The following is a 19372-nucleotide window of genomic DNA, read 5'->3' as shown; positions in this document are numbered from 1 at the left end:
GGTCGAGAAGGCGGAAAATCAGGGATCGAGCGGGTCGCGCGGATCGATCCGGGCCGACTGCGACGATGGGCGGAATTCCAGCTCGGTCGGCGAGACGCGTCGTCCGACTTGGCCGGGCTGGTAGCCCAGTTCGGCAAGATTGCGCTGGACGAAAGCGGGGCTTTCGATCGAGGCGCTCTGGCCGGGGTTGCAGACGATCACCGTATCCTTGTCGAGCGGCGCGCCAATGGCCATCAGCAGGCGCGTGGCATTGCGCAAGTTGGTGGTGGTGTGGCGGGCGTAAGGCTCGATGACGATGGCCTCAGCCGGCACGCCGTAGCGCTCGATCAGCGCCTTGCGCATCTGCTCCGCCTCCACGAAGCGGGTGGCGCGGGGATGGGCGCGGCCGCCGGTGACGATGATGAACGGCACGTCGCCGGCCGCGAAACGGCTGGCGGCAAGGCGCAAGTGGTACTTCCCGAAGGGGCTGACCGCCATGTCGTCCACTTCCGGACCCACGCCGGTGACGATCATCGCGCTGTAGCGGTAGCGTTTCCAGTCGAGACTTTTGGCACGCTTCATGGCCGGGGCGTTGAGGCCGCCCATGAGCGGTTCGAAGCCGATGGCGTCCGTCCGGTCGCTGCCGTCGAGCAGGGCGAGCGCGAACTCGATGCTGGGGTCCAGCGCCTGGACCGAAGATGCGCGCGGGGTCTGGGCCAGCCATGCCGCGGCCTGGAGCCGGGCGCGGGCTTCCTGCGGGTCGATCGTGCCTGCACCGTCGATCTGCGGATAGGCGGGTACCTGACCGAGACCGAACGTTCGCACGATGGCGTTGACGCCGGCGATCTCGCGCGCGGCCTGGGCCGCGGTGCCGTCATCCGCTCTGCCGAGGTTGGCCGGCTGGACCGCCGCGCCGGAGAGCGCGGCGCTTTCGGCCGGCGTCCAGATCATGGCCTGGGCCAGGCAGCCGAGGTCTGCCGCGCAGGCTTCGCGGCGTTCCTGGCGGGCGCGCAGCATCGCGGCGACCTCGGGCCTGGCCATGAGCGCGGCCATCGCCGAAGTGTCCTGGCCGAGAGCCCCGAGCAGGGGGAACAGCCGGTTGGACAGGGCTTCTGCCTGGACGTCGCGAACCGCCCCGGCCGAAGCCGGGACGGAAGCGAGCGAGAGCATGGCGGCAGCGACGAGCGGCGCCGCCATCCGGTACGCTTTTACGCGCATTACCAGGACTTGCTCACGACCAGGCGGAAGTTGCGGCCGAAGATCGGGCGGCCGTAGATCGCTTCCGCGCTGCCCTGGCCGGCCAGCGAGTCGGTGCGGGTATTGCCTTCGGTCAGGCCATGGGCGTTGAACAGGTTGTCGCCCACCACCTGAAGCTGCCAGGTACCGTGCGAGACCGTGAAGCCCGCGCCGATCGTGCCATAGGCCGGCAGCGCGGTGTTGTTGTAGAGGTCCACGAAGCGCTTGCCCATGTAGGTGTAGCGTCCATAGACCGAGATGTCGGTGTCGTCGGTAGAGAAGTTGAAGCTCGGACGGATGTTGCCGTAGACCTTCGGCTGGCGGACGATCTGGTTGCCTTCGGCCTGCTCCGGATCGGCGCCGGTGGCGCTCTGGAAGTTCTTGTACTTCGGATCGCTGACCGTGAGAGCGCCGTTCAGCGTGAACCACGGGGTGACCGACCAGGCGCCGTCGAATTCGATACCCTTGACTTGCGCTTCGCCGATGAAGGGTACGTTCACGTCATTGCGGCCCGTGGTCGGATCGAACGCGAGGAACGAGGCGTTGAGCGGGTCGAAGTTGGTGTAGAACCCGGTCACGTAAAGGTACGAACGGCCCGAGGCGAACTTGAGGCCGGCTTCGAACTGGTCGGCCACGGTGGTGATGATCGTCGGGTTGATGCTCATCACGGTCTGGACGTTCGGCGGCGTCTCCAGGTGCGAGGCGCGGCCGTAGACGCCGATATTGCTGGTGAAGTCGTAGTTGGCGCCGACCGTCCAGTTGGTGACGTTGGGCTTCAGCTTCTGGTTCAGGATCACGCCGGTGAAGGCGCGGGTCGTGTCGTCGGCCAGGGTGGTCGCATCGCCCAGGTTGATCTGGGTGGTGAGTGCGGCCCAGCCCTTGTAGCTGTAGCGTTCGTGGCGGATGCCGGCATCGATGCGCAGGCCCGGCACGATTTCCCAGGTGTCGTTGGCATAGACCGCGAACATCTTGGCGTCGGAATCGCCCTGGTTGAGCGTGGCGGCGTAGTTGAGCACGCCGTTGTCGGTAACGCGGCCCACAACGGCGCCGGCAGCGTTGTAGCCGACGAGGTCCAGGGTGCGCGGTTCGCCCGCCACTTCGATCAGGTAGTTCTGATAAAGCGTGCGGCTGTCTTCGCCATAGAGGCTGCCGTAAAGGCCCAGCTTGATGTCATGGCTGCCGATGCCCGTCTCGAACTGCTTGGCGACCGAGAGATTGGCCTGGCCCGAGTAGAACTTCGAGTGGATGTCGCGGTACTGGCCCTGCATGACCAGGCCCGAGGCCGCATAGGGATCGTAGACGGTGCTGGTTCCGGCCAGCACATAGCCGAAGCGCGTGGCGCCGAAGGCAGCGCCGCCGGAGCGGTTGAGATAAGTGTTGGCGAAAGCATTGGCGTCGACCGGGTTGGTGGTCGAATAGAACGCGGTGAAGTCGTTCTTGCCCTGGGTATAGCCCGCCGCGGCCGTGACCAGCCAGCCGTCGAAATCGCCTTCGTAGTGAACGCCGAAGTTCAGCATCTGCATGTGGCGACCATCCGACAGGTCGCTGTTGCGGCTCTGCACGACACCGTTGCCGTCGCGGTACTTCAGGTTGACGTGGCGGAACGCCGGCGAGTTCATCGTGCCGTCGAAATAGTCGATGTACTGGTTCAGCGATTCGCCGGTCAGCGGGTTGTTGGTCGGGATCGGCAGGTAGAAGACGTTGTGATCGTTGACGTAGTTGACGTTCAGCTTGATGAAGCCGTTGTCCATTTCATGCTTGATATTGGCGCGGATCTGGCCGCCCTTGTCGTTGGGGAAGCCGTTGTCGCGGTAGCCGTCATGATAGCGCATGAAGCCGCCGATCGCGTAGTAGGTCTTCTCGCCCAGCGGGCCGGCCTGATAGGCGTCGAGGCGGTAGAGGCCGGTATCGCCCAGCGTCACTTGCGCCTTGCCGCGCGCCACGTCGCTGCCGGTCACGGTGATGGCGTTGATGATCGCGCCCGAGTAGCTAGCGTAGACGGGGGCCGGGCCGCCGCGGACCACTTCGACGCGGTCGGTCATGAGGTCCTGTTTCAGGATCGCGTCGCCGCGGAAGAACACGCCGTCGTTCTCGTGGAACAGCGGCAGGCCGTCCTGCTGGAAGCTGACGAAGCCGCCGTCGTTGGGCAGGCCGCGGATGCGATAGATGTTCTGCACTTCGCCGCCGGTGATCTCGGTCTGGAAGCCGGGCAGCTGGCCGATCAGGTCCGCGAAGTTCACGGGCGCGATCTTCTGGATGTCTTCCTGCGAAACGGTGTTGATCGCGTAGGACACGTCGAAGCGGCGCTGGGCGCGGGTCGAGCCGGTGACGATGATGTCGTCGGACGAGGAGGACTGGTCGTCGGCCTGAGCCGGAGCGGTGGACGCGGCAGCCGTCTGGGCGGCGGCCGGAGCAATGAATACGGTGCAGACGGCGGCCAGCGCCGTGCCGGAAGCGAGAATGCTCTTGAGCATTGGAAGGACCCTCATTTCGTTGATGCCGCCTTTCTAGAGGCGACGCGCAAGCCCCTTGACGGCTGAAGATGACGCTTTTAATTATTATTCGTGAAATAATTAATTATGACAGTTTCGCGGCAGTGCCCGAAGCCTGGAGCCGATCGCCATGCATTTGCCTGCCCTGGAAAAGGATCAGCGAAGGATCGTCCAGGAATTGCGCAAGGCCGGGGCCTTGTCTCGCTCCGCCCTGGCCAGCCGGCTGGAGATAAGCCCGGCGGCGCTTACCAAACTGTCGCGGACGCTCCTGTCTATGGGCGTGGTCGAGGAACTGGACGACCCCGCCCATGCCGCGCGCGGACGTCCTGCCGTGCCGCTGAAACTCGCCTCGGGGGGCGGCTATGCCGTGGGCGCCACGGCGCACAAGGGCATGCTGGACATCGCGCTGGTCGATTTTGCAGGCGGCACCATCGCTACGCATCACGAAACGATCGAGCCCATCGATCCCCGCCAGTTCGCCCGCAAGGTGCGCGAAGTGACGCATGATCTCGTCAGCCGTCACAATCTGCTGGGCCGCCGCATGCTGGGCATGGGCGTGGCCGTTCCCGGCCCGGCGCTCTCGACTACCGGAGACAAGTGGAGCGTCGTGGATGCCTTGCCCGGCTGGCGCGGTTCACCGCTGCGCCAGATCCTGTCGAGCGAGCTGGGCTGGCCGCTCTGGCTGGAGAACGATGCCAATGCCGCGGCGCTGGCGGAATTCTACCTTGGCGGCCTGCTCCGGGACTTTTCGACGGTCGTCGTCCTGCTGCTCGGTTATGGCATAGGCGCCGGGGTCATCGTCGACGGGCGGCTGGTGCGGGGGCAATACGGCGTGGCGGGCGAAGTGGGATGCCTCTTCCCGATGGATCGCCCCCGGCCGAGCCCTCTCGATCTGCTCGCCTGCCTGCGGGCGGATGGCTGCGCAATCACGTCGGTGTCCGAGATCGATCCCGCCGCGCCGGAACAGCGCAGCACCATCGAGAGCTGGATGGACCGGGCGGCGGCCCAGCTCGAAGTGGTGTGCAATACCGCCTTCGCCTGGATCGATCCGGGCGCGATCGTGCTGGCCGGACCTTTGCCCTCCGTCATCCTGAATGGCCTGCAGGACCGCCTCAGGCAGGCGCCGCTGGTCCAGACCGTGGAAAGTCGCCGGCCGCCGGTGCGCGTCTCCGGCGTGGGCGGATCGCCGATCACGCTGGGAGCGGCGCTTCTGCCGATCCATGCTTTCGCGGCGCAGGAATGAGGGCAGGCTTCGGACCGGCGGAGCAACTCCCGGAAATCTCGTGAATTTGCCTGTGCTCTTTGCGCCTTCGCGCAAGGCCAAGGGACCGGGCATGGCTTCGGTCTGGTCGCTTGCGGCAATGTGTCCTGTCTCTCGGCGAAGTAACGCAAGGAATTGCGGGGCGATCGATTGACCCCCGCCGCGCTCCTCCCCACGGCTTGGGGACGGGACCGAAAGCTCGGCCCGAAATCGAAAAGCGTATCGGGGAAGGCTCTGGCCTGACCGGCGACGGTGGCGGGGCTCACCCCCGGATCGGCGGCGTCCCTGCGCGATGGAGGAGGGTGTGCCATGCCTGTTATGCGATCATCGACGAAGCGACCGGCCTTGCGACGAAGCGCGGGCGCGCTGGCCATGGCAGCGGCCTGTGCCGCGCCCGCCGCCCTGGCCCAGGCTGCAGCACCGACGGGAACGCAAGCCTCCCCCGATCCCGCGACCGCCCCGCAAGATTCATCGCATGGCCTGCAGGAAATCATCGTCACGGCCCAGCGCCGCGCTGAAAATCTTCAGGACGTGCCAATCGCGATCACCGCCGTGACCTCGGCGGCGCTCGGCTCCGCGGGAATCGCGGAAACGAATACCCTGACCCAGGCGATACCGGCGGTGCAGTTTTCGCGCTCGGGTGCGAGCGGCCTGTTCTTCGTGCGCGGCGTGGGCACGACCAATGCCTCCATCGGCGATGAGGGCTCGAACGCCTTCTACGTCGACGGCGTCTACATGCCGGACCTTTCCAGCACGGTCATGCAGTTCAACAACATAGACCGGGTGGAAGTGCTGAAGGGGCCGCAAGGTACGCTCTTCGGGCGCAATGCCTTCGGCGGGTTGATCCACGTCATCACCAAGGAGCCCGGCGATCGCTTGGAAGCGACGGCGCAGGCCGGCTATGCGAACTACGACACCATCCAGGGCCAGGCCTACGTCGGCGGCCCGGTTTCGGAAAACATCAGCGCGGACCTGGCGCTTACCGGCTACGACCAGCGGGACGGCTGGGGGCGCAACGTCACGCTGGACCGGGACATCAAGAAGATGTGGTACTGGGGCGCCCGCTCCAAGATCGTGATGCGGGCGAGCGATGCCGTCAAATTCGTGCTGGGCGGCGATTACTACCGGACGAACGACAATACGGCGATCGGCTGGAGCGTGGATGAGGACTACCTCGTCGTCGGCGGCATCCGGTCTATCGGCAGCATGGATACCGCGTCGAACAGCTATTCGCTGACCAAGCTGGAGAATTGGGGACTGAGCCTGACGGCGGACGCCGATCTCGGCTTTGCCAGGCTGACGAGCATCAGTTCCCTGCGGGACAGCACCAATCGTTCGGACTTCGATGTCGATGCCACCCAGGTCCCCTACCTGCATATCGGCTTCACATCGGGCTCGCGCGCATACCAGCAGGAGCTGCGCCTGGCATCGAACGAGACCGATCCGCTCAGCTGGCAGATCGGCGTGTTCTATCTCCATTCCAAAGTCTACAACCGCTCCCAGCTTGCGGGACTGGCGCTGGGCGGGATCAACACCGGCCAATATATCGACGCGACCCTCGACACCGATTCCTACGCCGCATTCGGCGAAGTGACATATGCGCTGACGCCGACCACCAAGCTGACGGGCGGTGTCCGCTATACCAAGGACAAGCGCCAATTGGGCGGCGGCTATGCCGCGCTGGTGAACGGTGTGGCGGGCACGCTCATCCCGGTCGACGACGAGATCAGCTACGGCAAGTTCACCTGGCGCGCTGCCCTGCGGCAGGAACTGACGGAGGACGTCAGCGTCTATCTCTCCTACAACCGCGGGTTCAAGGCCGGGACGTACTCGCTGCAGAACCCGCAGCTTCCGCCAGTGCTGCCGCAATATATCAACGCTTACGAGGCCGGTGTGAAGTCGGAGCTGTTCGGCCGCGCGCTGCGGCTCAACGCGGCGATCTTCCACTACGACATTTCGGACTATCAGGTCCGCTCCGCCGCGGTGGGCACGCTGGGCACGGCAGCGCTGCTCAATGCCGCGTCGGTGAAAGTCGACGGGCTGGATGTCGATTTCGAGGCGGCGCCTGCCCAGGGCATCCGCATTTTCGGCGGCTTCACTTGGCTCAATTCCCGCTTCCACTACTTCGGCCCTACCGAGACACTGGCGGGCGCGCCGTTCATCTATCCCAATCCCGCGATCTGCAATGCGCCGGGCACCAGCGTTCCGGGTACGGTCACCGGGCCGCAGGTGGGCGGTTTCCGCACCTGTTTCGGAGACGCCTCCGGCTTCCAGACGCCCACCGCGCCGGACTTTTCGGCCAGCCTGGGCATGAGCGCGACAGTGCCGATCGACGAAATCCAGGAACTGCGGGTCTCGGTCATGGGCAGCTACAACAGCGGCTTCCCCTTCGAGACGGACGGCGTGCTGCGGCAGGATGAATACATGCTGCTCAACGGTTCGGTGGAGTACCGGCCAAGCGAGCATTGGGGGCTGGAGTTCTGGATGAAGAACCTGTCCGACACGAAGTATTTCCAGCAGAAGATTTCCACCGGGCTGGGCGCCACCACCGCGCGGGCGGCACCGCGCACATATGGCGCCACGCTGCGTTTCACTTACTGACGGGCTTTCGCAGGGGGAGGGCCGCGCCGGCTACACTGCCGCGCGGCCCTTTCGCTCTTGCCCCTTCCGAAGCGAGGCTCCGCATGTCGAAGGGCGAGGAGGATGCCTGGCCGGCCTGGCCGGTTGACAGCGGAGCCGCCGGGCCGCAGTGCTCTGCCATACGCGCTTCGGGCGCCGTACCGGCATGGAGCTAGGCTTGCCCATCGATCTAGAGGCGCTATTCTCACTTTCACCCAATCCCTACATCGTCCTCGACCGCGATCTCAAGATCGCGTGGATGAACGAGGCTTACCTGAAGGCCACGATGCGCCGCCGGGAAGAACTGATGGGGCAGGGCGTGTTCCAGGCTTTCCCCAGCGAACCGGGCAGCGATAGCTACGAGATGATGCAGGCCTCCTTCGCGCGCGTCCTGGCGACCGGCGAGAAGGACGAACTGGCCCTCATCCGCTACGACATTCGCGGCGACGACGGCACGATGGAGCGCCGCTACTGGAGCGCGACCCACACCCCTCTGGCAGGTCCGGACGGCGAAGTGGCCTTCATCCTGCAGCACACCGTGGACGTGACCGAGCTGCACGGCCTGCGCAAGCTGCGGGACGAGATGCACGTCATGGACCAGGCGCGCGCGGTGCAGGCGCGCAACCGCGATCTCGCCGCCGAAAGCCAGAGGATCAGGACGATGTTCGACCAGGCGCCGGGCTTCGTGGCGATCGTCGAAGGGCCCAGCCACGTCTTCACCATCGCCAACAATGCCTACCGCCGCCTGATCGCCCAGCGCGACATCGTGGGCAAGACGGTGGCCGAGTCCCTGCCCGAAGTGGTGGACCAGGGCTTCGTCGATCTGCTGGACGAGGTCTATCGCACTGGGGAGCCCTATATCGGCCGCGATGTGCGCGTGGCGCTGGCCAGCGAGGAAACCGGCCAGCTTGAGGATCGCTACCTGGACTTCATCTACCAGCCGATCTTCGACGAGGAAGGCAAGGTCGGCCAGATCTTCGTGCAGGGCCAGGATGTCAGCGAGGAAGTGGCCGCGCTGGAGCGGCAGCAATTGCTGATCGACGAACTGAACCACCGCGTGAAGAACACCCTGGCGATCGTCCAGAGCCTGGCCACCCAGTCGTTCCGAGACATCGAAACGGCCGGCGACGCGCGCCAGATCTTCGATGCGCGCCTGCGGGCCCTGGCCCTGGCGCATGACCTCCTGACCGAGCGAAGCTGGCAGCCTGCCGAACTGGCCGCGACCGCGCGCGCAACGGTGACGGCGGCAGTCGGCGGCGCGATCGAGCGCGTCACGATTTCCGGGCCAAAAGTGCTGCTGGCGCCGCACACTTCGGTGTCCATGGCCCTGACCCTGCACGAACTGGCGACCAATGCCGTGAAATATGGCGCGCTCTCGGACGGGGAGGGGCGCATCGCCCTGGCCTGGCATCTCGAAGCGGAGGGGGACCTAGAGCGGCTCGTCATCGAATGGACCGAGCGGGACGGGCCGCCGGTCGGTCCGCCGCTGCGCCGGGGATTCGGCACGCGGCTCGTCGAACGCAGCTTCGTGGCGGACAAGGGGCTTTCGGTGCTCGATTTCGCCCCCGGCGGGCTCCATTGCCGGATATCGCTGGTCCTGCCGAAGACCGACGAAGCCGAGGAAAGCTGAACCGCGTCGGCGGCGGCGCTTGAGGCAACGCCGTCGACTGAGCTCAAGCGGCCGGGTTCAGACCATCGTTTCCGGCCGCACCAGACGGTCGAAAGTGGCGCCGTCTACCAGGCCGAGTTCCAGCGCGGCTTCGCGCAGGGTCTGCCCTTCGGCATGGGCATGCTTGGCGATCTTGGCGGCATTGTCATAGCCGATTTCGGGCGCCAGCGCGGTCACCAGCATCAGCGAGCGCTCCAGCAATTCGGAGATCCGGGTGCGGTTCGGCTCGATACCGTCCACGCAGCGTTCCGCGAAGCTGGTCATGCCCGTGGCGAGCAGTTCGATAGAGCGGATCACCGCCGCGCCGATCATCGGCTTGAACACGTTCAGCTCGAAAGCGCCCTGAAGGCCGCCGACTGTTACGGCCTGGTGGTTGCCGATCACCTGAGCGGAGACCATCGTCAACATCTCGCACTGGGTGGGATTGACCTTGCCCGGCATGATCGAACTGCCGGGCTCGTTCGCCGGGAGATCGAGTTCGCCCAGGCCGGATCGCGGGCCGGAGCCGAGCAGGCGGATGTCGTTGGCGATCTTCGTCAGCGCGACGGCCAGGGTCGACAAGGTGCCGGAAAGCTGGACCAGGGCGTCGTTGCTGGCGAGGGCTTCGAACGTGTTCGGTGCCCTGACGAAGGCCTTGCCGGTCTGCTCGGCCAGATTGGCGGCGATATCCTCGCCGAAGTTTTCCGGCGCGTTGAGTCCGGTGCCGACGGCGGTGCCGCCCTGCGCCAGACGCAGCACGCCCTTTTCGGCGTCGCGGATCCGCTGGTAGGCATCGCGGAGCTGTTGGACATAGCCGGAGAACTCCTGGCCCAGTGTCAGCGGCGTGGCATCCTGCAAATGGGTGCGGCCGATCTTGACGATATCCGTCCAGGCCTTGGCCTTGGCATCGAGCGACGCGGTCAGCCGGTCCAGTGCGGGCACCAGCTCCTCCTCGATCGACACGACCGCCGCGACATGCAGCGCGGTGGGGAAGCTGTCATTGGAGGACTGGCCGCGGTTAACGTGATCGTTCGGATGGACCGGGCTCTTGCCGCCGCGCTGGCCGGAGAGGATCTCGTTGGCGCGTCCGGCAATCACTTCGTTGACGTTCATGTTGCTCTGGGTGCCGCTGCCGGTCTGCCAGATCACGAGGGGGAATTGCGCGTCCAGCTTGCCCGCAACGATTTCACCGGCGGCCGTCTCGATGGCGTCTGCCAGCTTGGCGTCGAGGCCGTGCGCGCGGTTGGCACGGGCGGCGGCCAGCTTCACCCGGGCGAGGGCGCGCACGATCGGCAAAGGCATGCGTTCGGAGGCGGCAAAGGGAAAGTTCTCGATGCTGCGCTGGGTCTGGGCGCCCCAATAAGCCTCCGCAGGAACTTCGATTTCACCGATGCTGTCGGACTCGCGACGAATATCCATGGCCGTAACCGTCTCCTCGTTGCCGGACCGCGCTATCTGGCCCGTGTTGAACCTAGGATCTCCCCCCGAGGGGTTCAATGGCGGCGAATCAATGCACCGCTGGGAGACCATGGCCGTTGTTTGAGGAAAAGCATATGCGAAGCATTAGCAATTATCGCTTAAGGTTCGGCGGTTTCCGCATGAGCCGGTTCTCGTCCTGACGGGCAGGGTCAGGTGTGCATATTGCGCCGACGGTGTAATACCGTATACGATCCTGGTTTCCATTCCTTGCCGAGGTCCTATCCCATGTCGCTTGCTGCTCGTCGTGCCCGTATCTGCGGATTGATGTTGGCGGGCTGCGCGGCGCTCGTTTCCGGGGCGGTGATTGCGGCGCCGACGCGGGCAGACCTGGAACGGTCGCTGGCATTGCGCGAAAGCTGGCAGTATCTCACCCGCGACGTGTCCTGGCCCGCGCACTGGACGCCGGACGGAACGGCCTTTTCCTATCGCAAGACCGTGGAAGGCGGCTTCGCCTTCGAGACTGTCGAAGCCGTTTCGCAGAAGCGCAGCGCCGCGTTCGACCAGCAGCGCCTGGCCGCGAGCCTGACCGAAGCGCTGGGCCATGCGGTCGCCCCGCTGCGGCTCCCTTTCGCCGAGTTCGATTATGCAGGCGATCGGCAGACCATACAGTTCTGGCTCGACGAAGAGGGCTGGCGCTGCAAGCTGACTGACTACACCTGCCAAAAGCAGGAAGACCCGCGCCGTCCGCGGGGTTTCGGCGTGGTGCGCGATCTCTCGGTACCGGCGGACAATCATCCGCGCCTTTCGCCGGACGGCAAGTGGGAAGCCTTTGTCCAGGATGACAACCTGGTGGTCCGCGCTGCGGGGACATTGGAGGTCGTTCGCCTCAGCAGCGATGGTTCGTCCGGCAATTTCTATGATCCCGAGACGATTGCCTGGTCGCCCGACAGCCGGCACCTGATCGCTTATCGCGTGCGTCCCGGTTTCGCGCGCCATGTCCTGCGCGTGGAAGCGGCACCGAAGGACAAGGCGCAGCCGGGCCTCCAGACGCAGCTCTATCCCAAGCCCGGCGATGCCATCGACGAGGAGCAGCCGGTGCTTTTCGACATTGCTGAGAAGCGGCAGACCGTGGTCGACCCGGCGTTGTTCCCCAATGCCTACGAGCTTTCCGGGGTGCGCTGGCGCGCCGACGGCAAGAGCGCCGAATTCGACTATGTCCGCCGCGGTTTCGGGCAGGCACGGATCATCGCGGTCGACGCTGCCAGCGGCGCGGCCCATGCCGCCGTCACCGAGGATGCGAAGACGTTCGTCTATGCCGACCGCCGTTTCTCGCACGACGTGAAGGGGCTGGGCGCCGAGATCGTCTGGGCTTCGGAGCGCGATGGCTGGAACCACCTCTACCTGATCGACGGCCGCACCGGCAAAGTGAAGAACCGCATCACCACCGGCCAGTGGGTGGTGCGCGACGTGGTGAAGGTGGACGACGAAAAGCGGCAGATCTGGTTCGCCGCCAGCGGCATGACCGCTGGCGAGGACCCCTATTTCCGCCACTATTATCGCATCGATTTCGACGGCCGGAACCTCACCCCGCTCACGCCCGAGCGCGCCGATCACACCGTCAGCTTCTCTCCCGACATGCAGTTCTACGTCGATACTTACTCGCGGGCGGACCTGCCCAATGTCAGCGTGCTTCACCGTACGAGCGACGGCGCGCCGATCATGGAAGTGGCCAAGGGCGATATCAGCCGCCTCGCCGCCGCCGGCTTCCACGCGCCCGAAGTGTTCACCGCCAAGGGCCGTGACGGCAAGACCGACATCTGGGGGCTCGTCGTCCGGCCGCGCGATTACGATCCGGCGAAGAAATATCCGGTGATCGAGAACATCTACGCCGGCCCGCACGACAGCTTCGTGCCCAAGAGCTTCTGGCCCTTCGGTTACCATTCCGGCGGCGACAAGGTGATCGGCATGCAGGCGTTGGCCGACCTGGGCTTCATCGTCGTGCAGATCGACGGCATGGGCACTGCCAACCGGTCCAAGGCTTTCCAGGACGTGGCATGGAAGAACCTCCAGGATTCGGGCTTTCCCGACCGCATCCTCTGGCACAAGGCTCTCGCGGCGAAAGACCCGGCCTACGACATCGGCCGCGTCGGCATCTACGGCGCTTCGGCGGGCGGGCAGAGCACGCTCAACGCGCTGCTGTTCCATGGCGATTTCTACAAGGCCGGCGTCGCCATGGCGGGCTGCTACGACAACCGCATGGACAAGATCAGTTGGAACGAACAGTGGCTGGGCTGGCCGGTGGACAAGAGCTATGCGGATGCCTCCGGCGTCGACAATGCCGCTCGGCTCCAGGGCAAACTGTTCATGATCGTGGGCGAGCAGGACAGCAATGTCGATCCCGCCTCGACCATGCAGGTCGCCGATGCCCTCATCAAGGCGGACAAGGACTTCGACCTGCTGGTGGTGCCGGGCGGCGAGCACAGCGTCGGGCGGTCGACCGGCCCGATCGATTATGTGACGCGCCGCCTGTCCGAGTTCTTCATCCGCAGCCTGCAGTGAAGCTGCACTGGCTGGCTTCGTTCCGCTCGGAATGATGGACCCGGACTGGACACCGCCTCAGGCTCGGCGCGGTACCTCAGCGGAGCGGCGATAGGGCGGTCACCACGCCGCCCTATCGCGCCCCCTCGCCGGCCAGATCAGTCGGCGTCCTTGGCAGGCGTGTCGTCGGCCGAGACGAAGCCGTCGTGGTTCGTGTCGTGGCGCAGGAACATGCCCCAGCCGGTGGCGGCGAATTCCGCCGGGGAGATGCTGCCGCTCTTGTCGCTGTCGAGCACGCCGAAGCGCACTTCGGCCTGACGGAGCTGGCGGGTACGCTCTTCGGCGCGGTCCTTTTCGGGGCGCTGCGCCAGTTCGCGCTCCAGGCGCTCCCGGTAGTCGCCGACATATTCGTCATGCGAGAGCACGCCGTCGCGGTTGCGATCCATCCGGGCGAATTCGGCGTCGCGGCCGCGCTGGAACTCTTCCTTGCTGACCTTGCCGTCGCCGTCGAGATCCTGCTCCTTGATGAAGGTGGCGAGATCGTGGGAGGCAGCATGGGCCGCCGTGCTGCCGGCGAGGGTCGCGGCGATCAGGGAGGCCGCGCAGATGGCCGTCTTCATGGTATTCATCCTCAGTTGGTAACCGAATAAGTCAGGGCGTAAGTGTAGCTTCGCGCGGGCTGCGCGCCCATCACCCCGACGCGGTGGCGGGTCATCGCAAAGTAGAGACCAGGTTCCGGCGCGGTAATGGTGAAGCGTCCGCGGGCGTCGCTGGTGATGATCGGCAGCCTTCGGTTCTCGACCTGCCCGGCGCGGGCTTCTTCCACTTCGACATCGGCATTGGCGAGCGGCTTGCCGTCGAACAACAGCTCGAATTCGGCGGGCTGTCCCGCGCGAATGAGCGACGGGTGGGTCAGCGCGCGATATTCGATGCCCTTGCCGGAAGGCGCGAGTGCGGCATCTCCGGGCTTGCCGCGCGTCACATAGGCTTCGGCCTTGGTCACGCTCTGCATGTCGACCGGGACGACGCCGGCAGGAAGCGGCCGGTTCGGCGCCACGAATTCCCATGTGCCGTCGATCAGCGCGGCCTTGGCGACGCGGCCCTGCCGCTCTCCGCTGGTCAGGCGGTAAGTGCCGTCAGCGGGCAGCGGGGCTTCCAGGATCACGAGATCGCGCAGGGCCACGGGTTTCAGCGGCACGGCCTTTCCGTCCGGTCCTACCAGGTGAAAGTCATCGGACTGCATGGCGACGGTCGGCACGAAGACGTGCTCGCTGAAAGAGGCTTCCACGGTGACGTGATCCTCCTTGTCGAGCGCGAAGCCGTTGGGCAGCAGGTAAGGCGAATGGGCAAGGGCCGGCGAAGCCACAAGAGTGACGGCGGCGAGACTGCCGAGGATAGGGGCGATCGTGCTGAAGCGGTGAGAGAAGGGCATCGGGTCTTTCTCGATGATAGGCATGGCGAACTCTTGGCCATATAATCTAATGCGAATCAATAGCGATAATTGTATCCGGAGAGCAATATCGCCGTGCGGTTGCGGCATCCCCGGCAGCGGCAGGCAACTCACCCGCCCGGCCATCTGCAATGAAGTTTGACCGCAAGGATCGGATCGCTATCGCCGGGCTATGAGCTTAGGCGCTGCCCGATGATCGAAAGCACGTACTTTTCCGAGGACGCCGCCGCCTGGGCGAATGCCGAGACCCAGCTCGACAGCGAAGGATGGGCTTTGCTCCCTAGCCTCCTGGATCCAACCGAATGTGCGCGGATCGCGGCGCTTTACGATGTTTCCGGCCCGTTTCGCAGCCACATTCACATGGCGCGGCATGGCTTCGGGCTGGGGGAATATCGCTATTTCGCTTATCCCTTGCCGGATCCGGTGCAAGCCTTGCGCCAGGCGCTCTACGCCCGCCTGGCGCCGCTTGCGAACCGCTGGAACGAGCGCATGGGCCTGACCACCTGCTTCCCGCCGGACCACGAGAGCTTCATCGCCCGCTGCCATGAGGCCGGCCAGCGCCGTCCCACGCCGCTGCTGCTGCAATACGGGCCGGGCGACTATAATTGCCTCCACCAGGACCTTTACGGCGAACATGTCTTTCCGCTGCAGGTAGCGGTCCTGCTGTCCGCGCCCGGCCGGGATTTCACTGGCGGAGAATTCGTCCTGACCGAGCAGCGACCGCGTATGCAGTCGCGGCCGATCGTGGTGCCGCTGGCTCAGGGCGATGCGGTGGTCTTCGCCGTCAACAATCGGCCGCAGCGCGGATCGCGCGGGGACTACCGCGTGACCATGCGGCACGGCGTTTCCAAGCTGCATTCCGGCAAGCGGCATACTCTGGGGATCATCTTCCACGATGCAGCCTGACCTGTTCGCCGAAAGCCGCGAAGCCATCCCGCTCGGCCCCGGCGCCGTGCTGCTGGGCGGTTTCGGACTGGCCGAGGCTTCCCTGCTGCTTGCCGAGATTCCCCGCCTCGCGGCTATTTCACCGTTCCGGCACATGACGACCCGCAGCGGCGGGCGTCTGTCGGTCGGGATGTTCAATTGCGGCGAGACCGGGTGGGTCAGCGATCGCAAGGGCTACCGCTATCAGCCGCTCGATCCGGAAACGAGGTTGAACTGGCCGCCCTTGCCGCCGGCCTTCCTGTCGCTGGCCGGGCGTGCCGCAGCCAGGGCGGGATATGATGGCTTCCTGCCCGATGCCTGCCTCGTCAACCGGTACGATGCGGAGACGCGCCTCTCGCTGCACCAGGACATGGACGAGCGCGACCGGGAGGCGCCGATCGTTTCGGTGTCGCTGGGGCTTTCGGCCAGCTTTCTCTGGGGAGGCCTCGCGCGCGGTGACAAAGTGCGGCGGCACCGCGTGCACCATGGTGACGTGGTGGTCTGGGGCGGGCCCTCGCGACTGGTTTTCCACGGACTGGACAGCGTGGAGCGGGGGCCCCATCCTGAGACCGGACCCTGGCGCTACAACCTAACATTCCGGAAAGCCCGATGCCGAGAGACCTCGTGACCGAAACGATCCACCGCTGCCGCTGGGCCGAGGGCGATGACCGCATGCGGGCCTATCATGACGAAGAGTGGGGCGTGCCCATCCGTGATTCCCGTGCGCTTTGGGAAAAACTGGTGCTGGACACGTTTCAGGCGGGGCTGTCGTGGCGAACGATCCTTCACAAGCGCGATGCCTTCCGCGCCGCTTTCGAGGGCTTCGATCCCCTTCGCATCGCCGCCTATGGGCCTGCCGAGATCGAGCGGCTGATGGGCGATGCCGGTATCGTCCGCTCGCGCGCCAAGATCGAGGCGACTATCCGCAACGCCCGCGGCTTTCTGGACATGCAGGAGCGGGGCGAGGATTTTTCGGCTTTCGTCTGGTCCTTCGTGGACGGCGATCCTGCCATGGGTGACGGGACCGGCAGCGCGGCGCGGTCGGCTGCGGGCGATGCGCTGTCGGCGGCGCTCAAGAAACGGGGCTTTGGCTTCGTCGGCCCGGTGGTCGTCCATGCCTGGCTGCAGGCGGTGGGCGTGGTCAACGACCACGAGACGACGTGCTTTCGCAGGGACGCAGTGGCAGGCGCGCAGATTTCTTGACTTTGCCCGGATCGGGGCTTATCGGGCCAGGTTCACCGATCCACCAGATTTTATACGGAGTGCCCATGGCGCGCGTTACCGTCGAAGATTGCGTCGACAAGATTCCCAACCGCTTCGATCTGGTCCTTCTTGCCGCGCAGCGCGCGCGTGAGATTTCGGGCGGTGCGGAACTCACCCTCGAGCGCGATCGTGACAAGAATCCGGTCGTCGCCCTGCGCGAAATCGCCGAGGAAACCGTCACCCCTTCGATCCTCAAGGAAACGCTGGTCACCTCGATGCAGCGCGTCCTGCCGGACGACGACGACGAGATGGACGAAATCGGCTCGCTCAGCCAGTCGGCCGAAGCCCTGCGCATCACGGCCTCGGCTCCGACCCGCAACACCTCGCTGGGCGGCGACTACGACGGCTGATTTTCCGGGCTGACCGGGAAACCGGATTCAGCCCTTTCAGTCGATCCTGCGGCATTTTCGGCCCGCGCTTCCTTCCGGTTCTCCCATGCAGTGCAGACTGCGGGAGACCGGATGAAAGCGCGGGCCGTGCCCGTTTGGCTGGGTGGCCATTCGTTCCGTTCGAATGCCCTGGGCCATAATGCCAAGGTTCGCGGTTGACGGATGGGCCGTGACGGGCAACGATCTCCGCGTGGCTGGAAAGAAGAACAAGTTGCCCCGGATCGCCGGCGGATCGGTGCGGGCGCGGATGCTGTCGGCAGCCGCGCGTGAGGACGAGGATGAGGGGCCACGTCCGGAAAACAGCGCAACGATCGCCATCTACAGCGTGAAAGGCGGCGTCGGTAAAACGACGTTCGCTGCCAACCTGGCCTGGTGTTCGGCGCAGGACGGGCATTCGACCTTGCTCTGGGACCTCGACGCAGCGGGCGGTTCCGGGTTTCTCTATGGCCTCGAACCCAAGGGTTCGGGACTGGCCGAGGATGTCTTCTCGCGCGATCGATCGCCTACGCGCCTGATCCAGCGCACAGCCTGGGACGGGATCGACGTTCTTCCTGCAGACGAAAGCATTCGCGCGCTTGACGCCCAGCTGGTGCGCATCGGCAAACGTCGGCGCCTGGCCAAGCTCACGGAGGAACTGGCCGGAAACTACGCCCGGATCGTGCTCGATTGCCCTCCGGTGATGAACGAGCTGTCCGCGCAAGTGGTCCGCGCGGCCGATCTGGTGATCGTGCCGCTGCCGCCATCGCCGCTTTCGGCACGCGCCTTCGATCTGGTCGTGCGCGAGATTGCAGGCAATACCCGGCGTCATCCGCCGATCCTGCCCGTGCTGTCCATGCTGGATCTGCGGCGCGCCCTTCACAAGCAGGCGCGCGACGCCAACCCCAATTGGCCGACCGTGCCTTATGCCAGTGCGGTGGAACAATGCGCGGTGCACCGCCAGCCCGTCGGCGCGCATTCCCCGCAAAGCCCCGCGGCGCAGCAGTTTGCCCGGCTGTGGAATGCCATCGAAGCCAAACTCGCCGAGCGGCGGGTCTGACGCGGGCTTCTCTGGAACGACTGTTCAGGGCGGCGACAACGCGGTAGGTTCATCGGCGTTTCAGGGGGAAACGCATGAACGGGATCTCGGAAAGTCTCGCGGAAATCGGCCAGGGCACTTTGACTGCCTCTGCCGTGGACCCGGCGCAAGGGAGCCAGGGCCATACGCATGAGACGGCCTGCCTCAATTGCAGCACGCCTCTGATCGGTACGCATTGCCACGCTTGCGGCCAGGCGGCCCATGTCCATCGCAGTCTGGGCGCTTTCTTCCACGACCTGCTGCACGGCGTGTTTCATTTCGAGGGGAGGATCTGGCGGACGCTGCCGATGCTCGCCTGGCGGCCGGGGCGGCTGACCCGCGAATATATCGACGGACGGCGCGCCAGCTATGTCTCGCCGATCGCGCTGTTCCTGTTCAGCGTGTTCCTGATGTTCGCGGTCTTCCACGCGCTCGAAGGCAGTGAGGGCGGCGAAACGCCGGCCGTTCGGAGCGGCGATCTCGACAAGGCGATCAGCGGCACCGAGGCCGAACTCGGCGTCCTGAAGGCACAGCGGCAGAAACTGAAGGACGGCCGTGCCGATACGGGCGACTTGGACCGCCGTATCGACGGCAGGGAGCAGGCGCTGGAGGCGATGAAGGACACCCGCTCCGCCATTGCCGAAAATATTCCCGATACCCGGCGGTTCAGCGATTTCCACCAGATCGATAAGGCCATCAGGAAGTTCAAGAAGAACCCCGAACTCGCCGCCTACAAGCTTCAGACTTACGCCTATAAGTACAGCTGGGCACTGATCCCGATTTCTGTGCCGTTCCTGTGGTTGCTTTTCCCGTTCAGTCGGCGGTTTCACCTCTACGACCATACGGTTTTCGTCACTTACTCGCTCTGTTTCATGACGATGCTGGTGATTCTCGGCATGGTGATGGACTGGCTCGGCGCCAATGCACTGCTGGCCGTGCTGTTCTTTCTCCCGCCGATCCACATGTTCAGGCAATTGCGCGGGGCTTACGGCCTTGGCCGCTTCGGCGCATTGTGGCGTACGGTGCTGCTCGTCTGGTTCTCCTCGACGGCGCTGATCATCTTCTTCGTGATGATCATGGCACAGATCAGCCTCTGATCG

15 protein-coding genes are annotated in these 19372 nt (G+C 65.3%); 10 read left to right on the top strand and 5 right to left on the bottom strand.

Annotated features, from left to right (window positions below):
* Positions 1-18: 18 nt before the first annotated feature.
* Positions 19-1197, bottom strand: a complete 1179-nt coding sequence (locus AC1VV3_RS18445) for a YdcF family protein (protein WP_431567656.1) — start codon at positions 1195-1197, stop codon at positions 19-21.
* Complete coding sequence (locus AC1VV3_RS18440; RefSeq protein WP_431567707.1) at positions 1197-3689, bottom strand: TonB-dependent receptor; 2493 nt, start codon at positions 3687-3689, stop codon at positions 1197-1199. Before AC1VV3_RS18440 ends, AC1VV3_RS18445 begins: the two co-directional genes overlap by 1 nt.
* A gap of 148 nt (positions 3690-3837) precedes the next feature.
* Here AC1VV3_RS18440 and AC1VV3_RS18435 point away from each other — a divergent pair, with 148 nt between their 5' ends.
* The 3 genes from AC1VV3_RS18435 (at position 3838) to AC1VV3_RS18425 (ending at position 9217) form a co-directional block, all read left to right on the top strand.
* On the top strand, positions 3838-4950 hold the full coding sequence (locus tag AC1VV3_RS18435; RefSeq protein WP_134095609.1) for an ROK family transcriptional regulator: 1113 nt from the start codon (positions 3838-3840) through the stop codon (positions 4948-4950).
* A 363-nt stretch (positions 4951-5313) separates the two neighbouring features.
* Positions 5314-7569, top strand: coding sequence for a TonB-dependent receptor (locus AC1VV3_RS18430; RefSeq protein WP_465127055.1), 2256 nt, complete (start codon positions 5314-5316; stop codon positions 7567-7569).
* Positions 7570-7765: 196 nt separating this feature from the next.
* A complete protein-coding gene (locus AC1VV3_RS18425) occupies positions 7766-9217 on the top strand; it encodes a PAS domain-containing protein (RefSeq protein ID WP_243841176.1) in 1452 nt (483 codons plus the stop codon).
* 57 nt (positions 9218-9274) lie between these two features.
* On the opposite strand, the gene fumC is transcribed toward AC1VV3_RS18425, so the two are convergent.
* Complete coding sequence (gene fumC / locus AC1VV3_RS18420) at positions 9275-10654, bottom strand: class II fumarate hydratase (RefSeq protein WP_431567654.1); 1380 nt, start codon at positions 10652-10654, stop codon at positions 9275-9277.
* A gap of 285 nt (positions 10655-10939) precedes the next feature.
* Between fumC and AC1VV3_RS18415 the strand changes: the two genes are divergently transcribed.
* Positions 10940-13213, top strand: a complete 2274-nt coding sequence (locus AC1VV3_RS18415) for a S9 family peptidase (RefSeq protein WP_482963141.1) — start codon at positions 10940-10942, stop codon at positions 13211-13213.
* 137 nt (positions 13214-13350) lie between these two features.
* Here the strand turns inward: AC1VV3_RS18415 and AC1VV3_RS18410 are convergent, their stop codons facing one another.
* Both AC1VV3_RS18410 and AC1VV3_RS18405 read right to left on the bottom strand, forming a co-directional pair.
* On the bottom strand, positions 13351-13812 hold the full coding sequence (locus tag AC1VV3_RS18410) for an EF-hand domain-containing protein (protein WP_132265869.1): 462 nt from the start codon (positions 13810-13812) through the stop codon (positions 13351-13353).
* Between the two features lie 11 nt (positions 13813-13823).
* Positions 13824-14648 carry a DUF4198 domain-containing protein gene (locus tag AC1VV3_RS18405; RefSeq protein WP_431567652.1) on the bottom strand — a complete coding sequence of 275 codons (825 nt, stop codon included), beginning with the start codon at positions 14646-14648 and terminating at the stop codon, positions 13824-13826.
* 186 nt (positions 14649-14834) lie between these two features.
* Here AC1VV3_RS18405 and AC1VV3_RS18400 point away from each other — a divergent pair, with 186 nt between their 5' ends.
* The 6 genes from AC1VV3_RS18400 (at position 14835) to AC1VV3_RS18375 (ending at position 19369) form a co-directional block, all read left to right on the top strand.
* Complete coding sequence (locus AC1VV3_RS18400) at positions 14835-15548, top strand: 2OG-Fe(II) oxygenase (RefSeq protein ID WP_431567651.1); 714 nt, start codon at positions 14835-14837, stop codon at positions 15546-15548.
* Positions 15538-16194 carry a DNA oxidative demethylase AlkB gene (alkB, locus tag AC1VV3_RS18395; RefSeq protein WP_482963140.1) on the top strand — a complete coding sequence of 219 codons (657 nt, stop codon included), beginning with the start codon at positions 15538-15540 and terminating at the stop codon, positions 16192-16194. Before AC1VV3_RS18400 ends, alkB begins: the two co-directional genes overlap by 11 nt.
* A complete protein-coding gene (locus AC1VV3_RS18390; protein WP_132265861.1) occupies positions 16176-16769 on the top strand; it encodes a DNA-3-methyladenine glycosylase I in 594 nt (197 codons plus the stop codon). The genes alkB and AC1VV3_RS18390 overlap by 19 nt, the downstream gene beginning before the upstream one ends.
* A gap of 65 nt (positions 16770-16834) precedes the next feature.
* Positions 16835-17179 carry a DNA-directed RNA polymerase subunit omega gene (gene rpoZ / locus AC1VV3_RS18385; protein WP_132265859.1) on the top strand — a complete coding sequence of 115 codons (345 nt, stop codon included), beginning with the start codon at positions 16835-16837 and terminating at the stop codon, positions 17177-17179.
* 286 nt (positions 17180-17465) lie between these two features.
* Positions 17466-18254 (top strand): ParA family protein, encoded by a 789-nt coding sequence (locus AC1VV3_RS18380; protein ID WP_431567706.1) that lies wholly within the window; start codon positions 17466-17468, stop codon positions 18252-18254.
* A 74-nt stretch (positions 18255-18328) separates the two neighbouring features.
* Positions 18329-19369 (top strand): DUF3667 domain-containing protein, encoded by a 1041-nt coding sequence (locus AC1VV3_RS18375; protein WP_431567649.1) that lies wholly within the window; start codon positions 18329-18331, stop codon positions 19367-19369.
* Positions 19370-19372 lie beyond the last annotated feature (3 nt).

The sequence above is a fragment of the Novosphingobium sp. BL-S-34 genome (assembly GCF_056857015.1).
The sequence above is the reverse complement of the archived record's forward strand: the minus strand, read 5'-3'. Positions and strand labels throughout refer to the sequence as shown.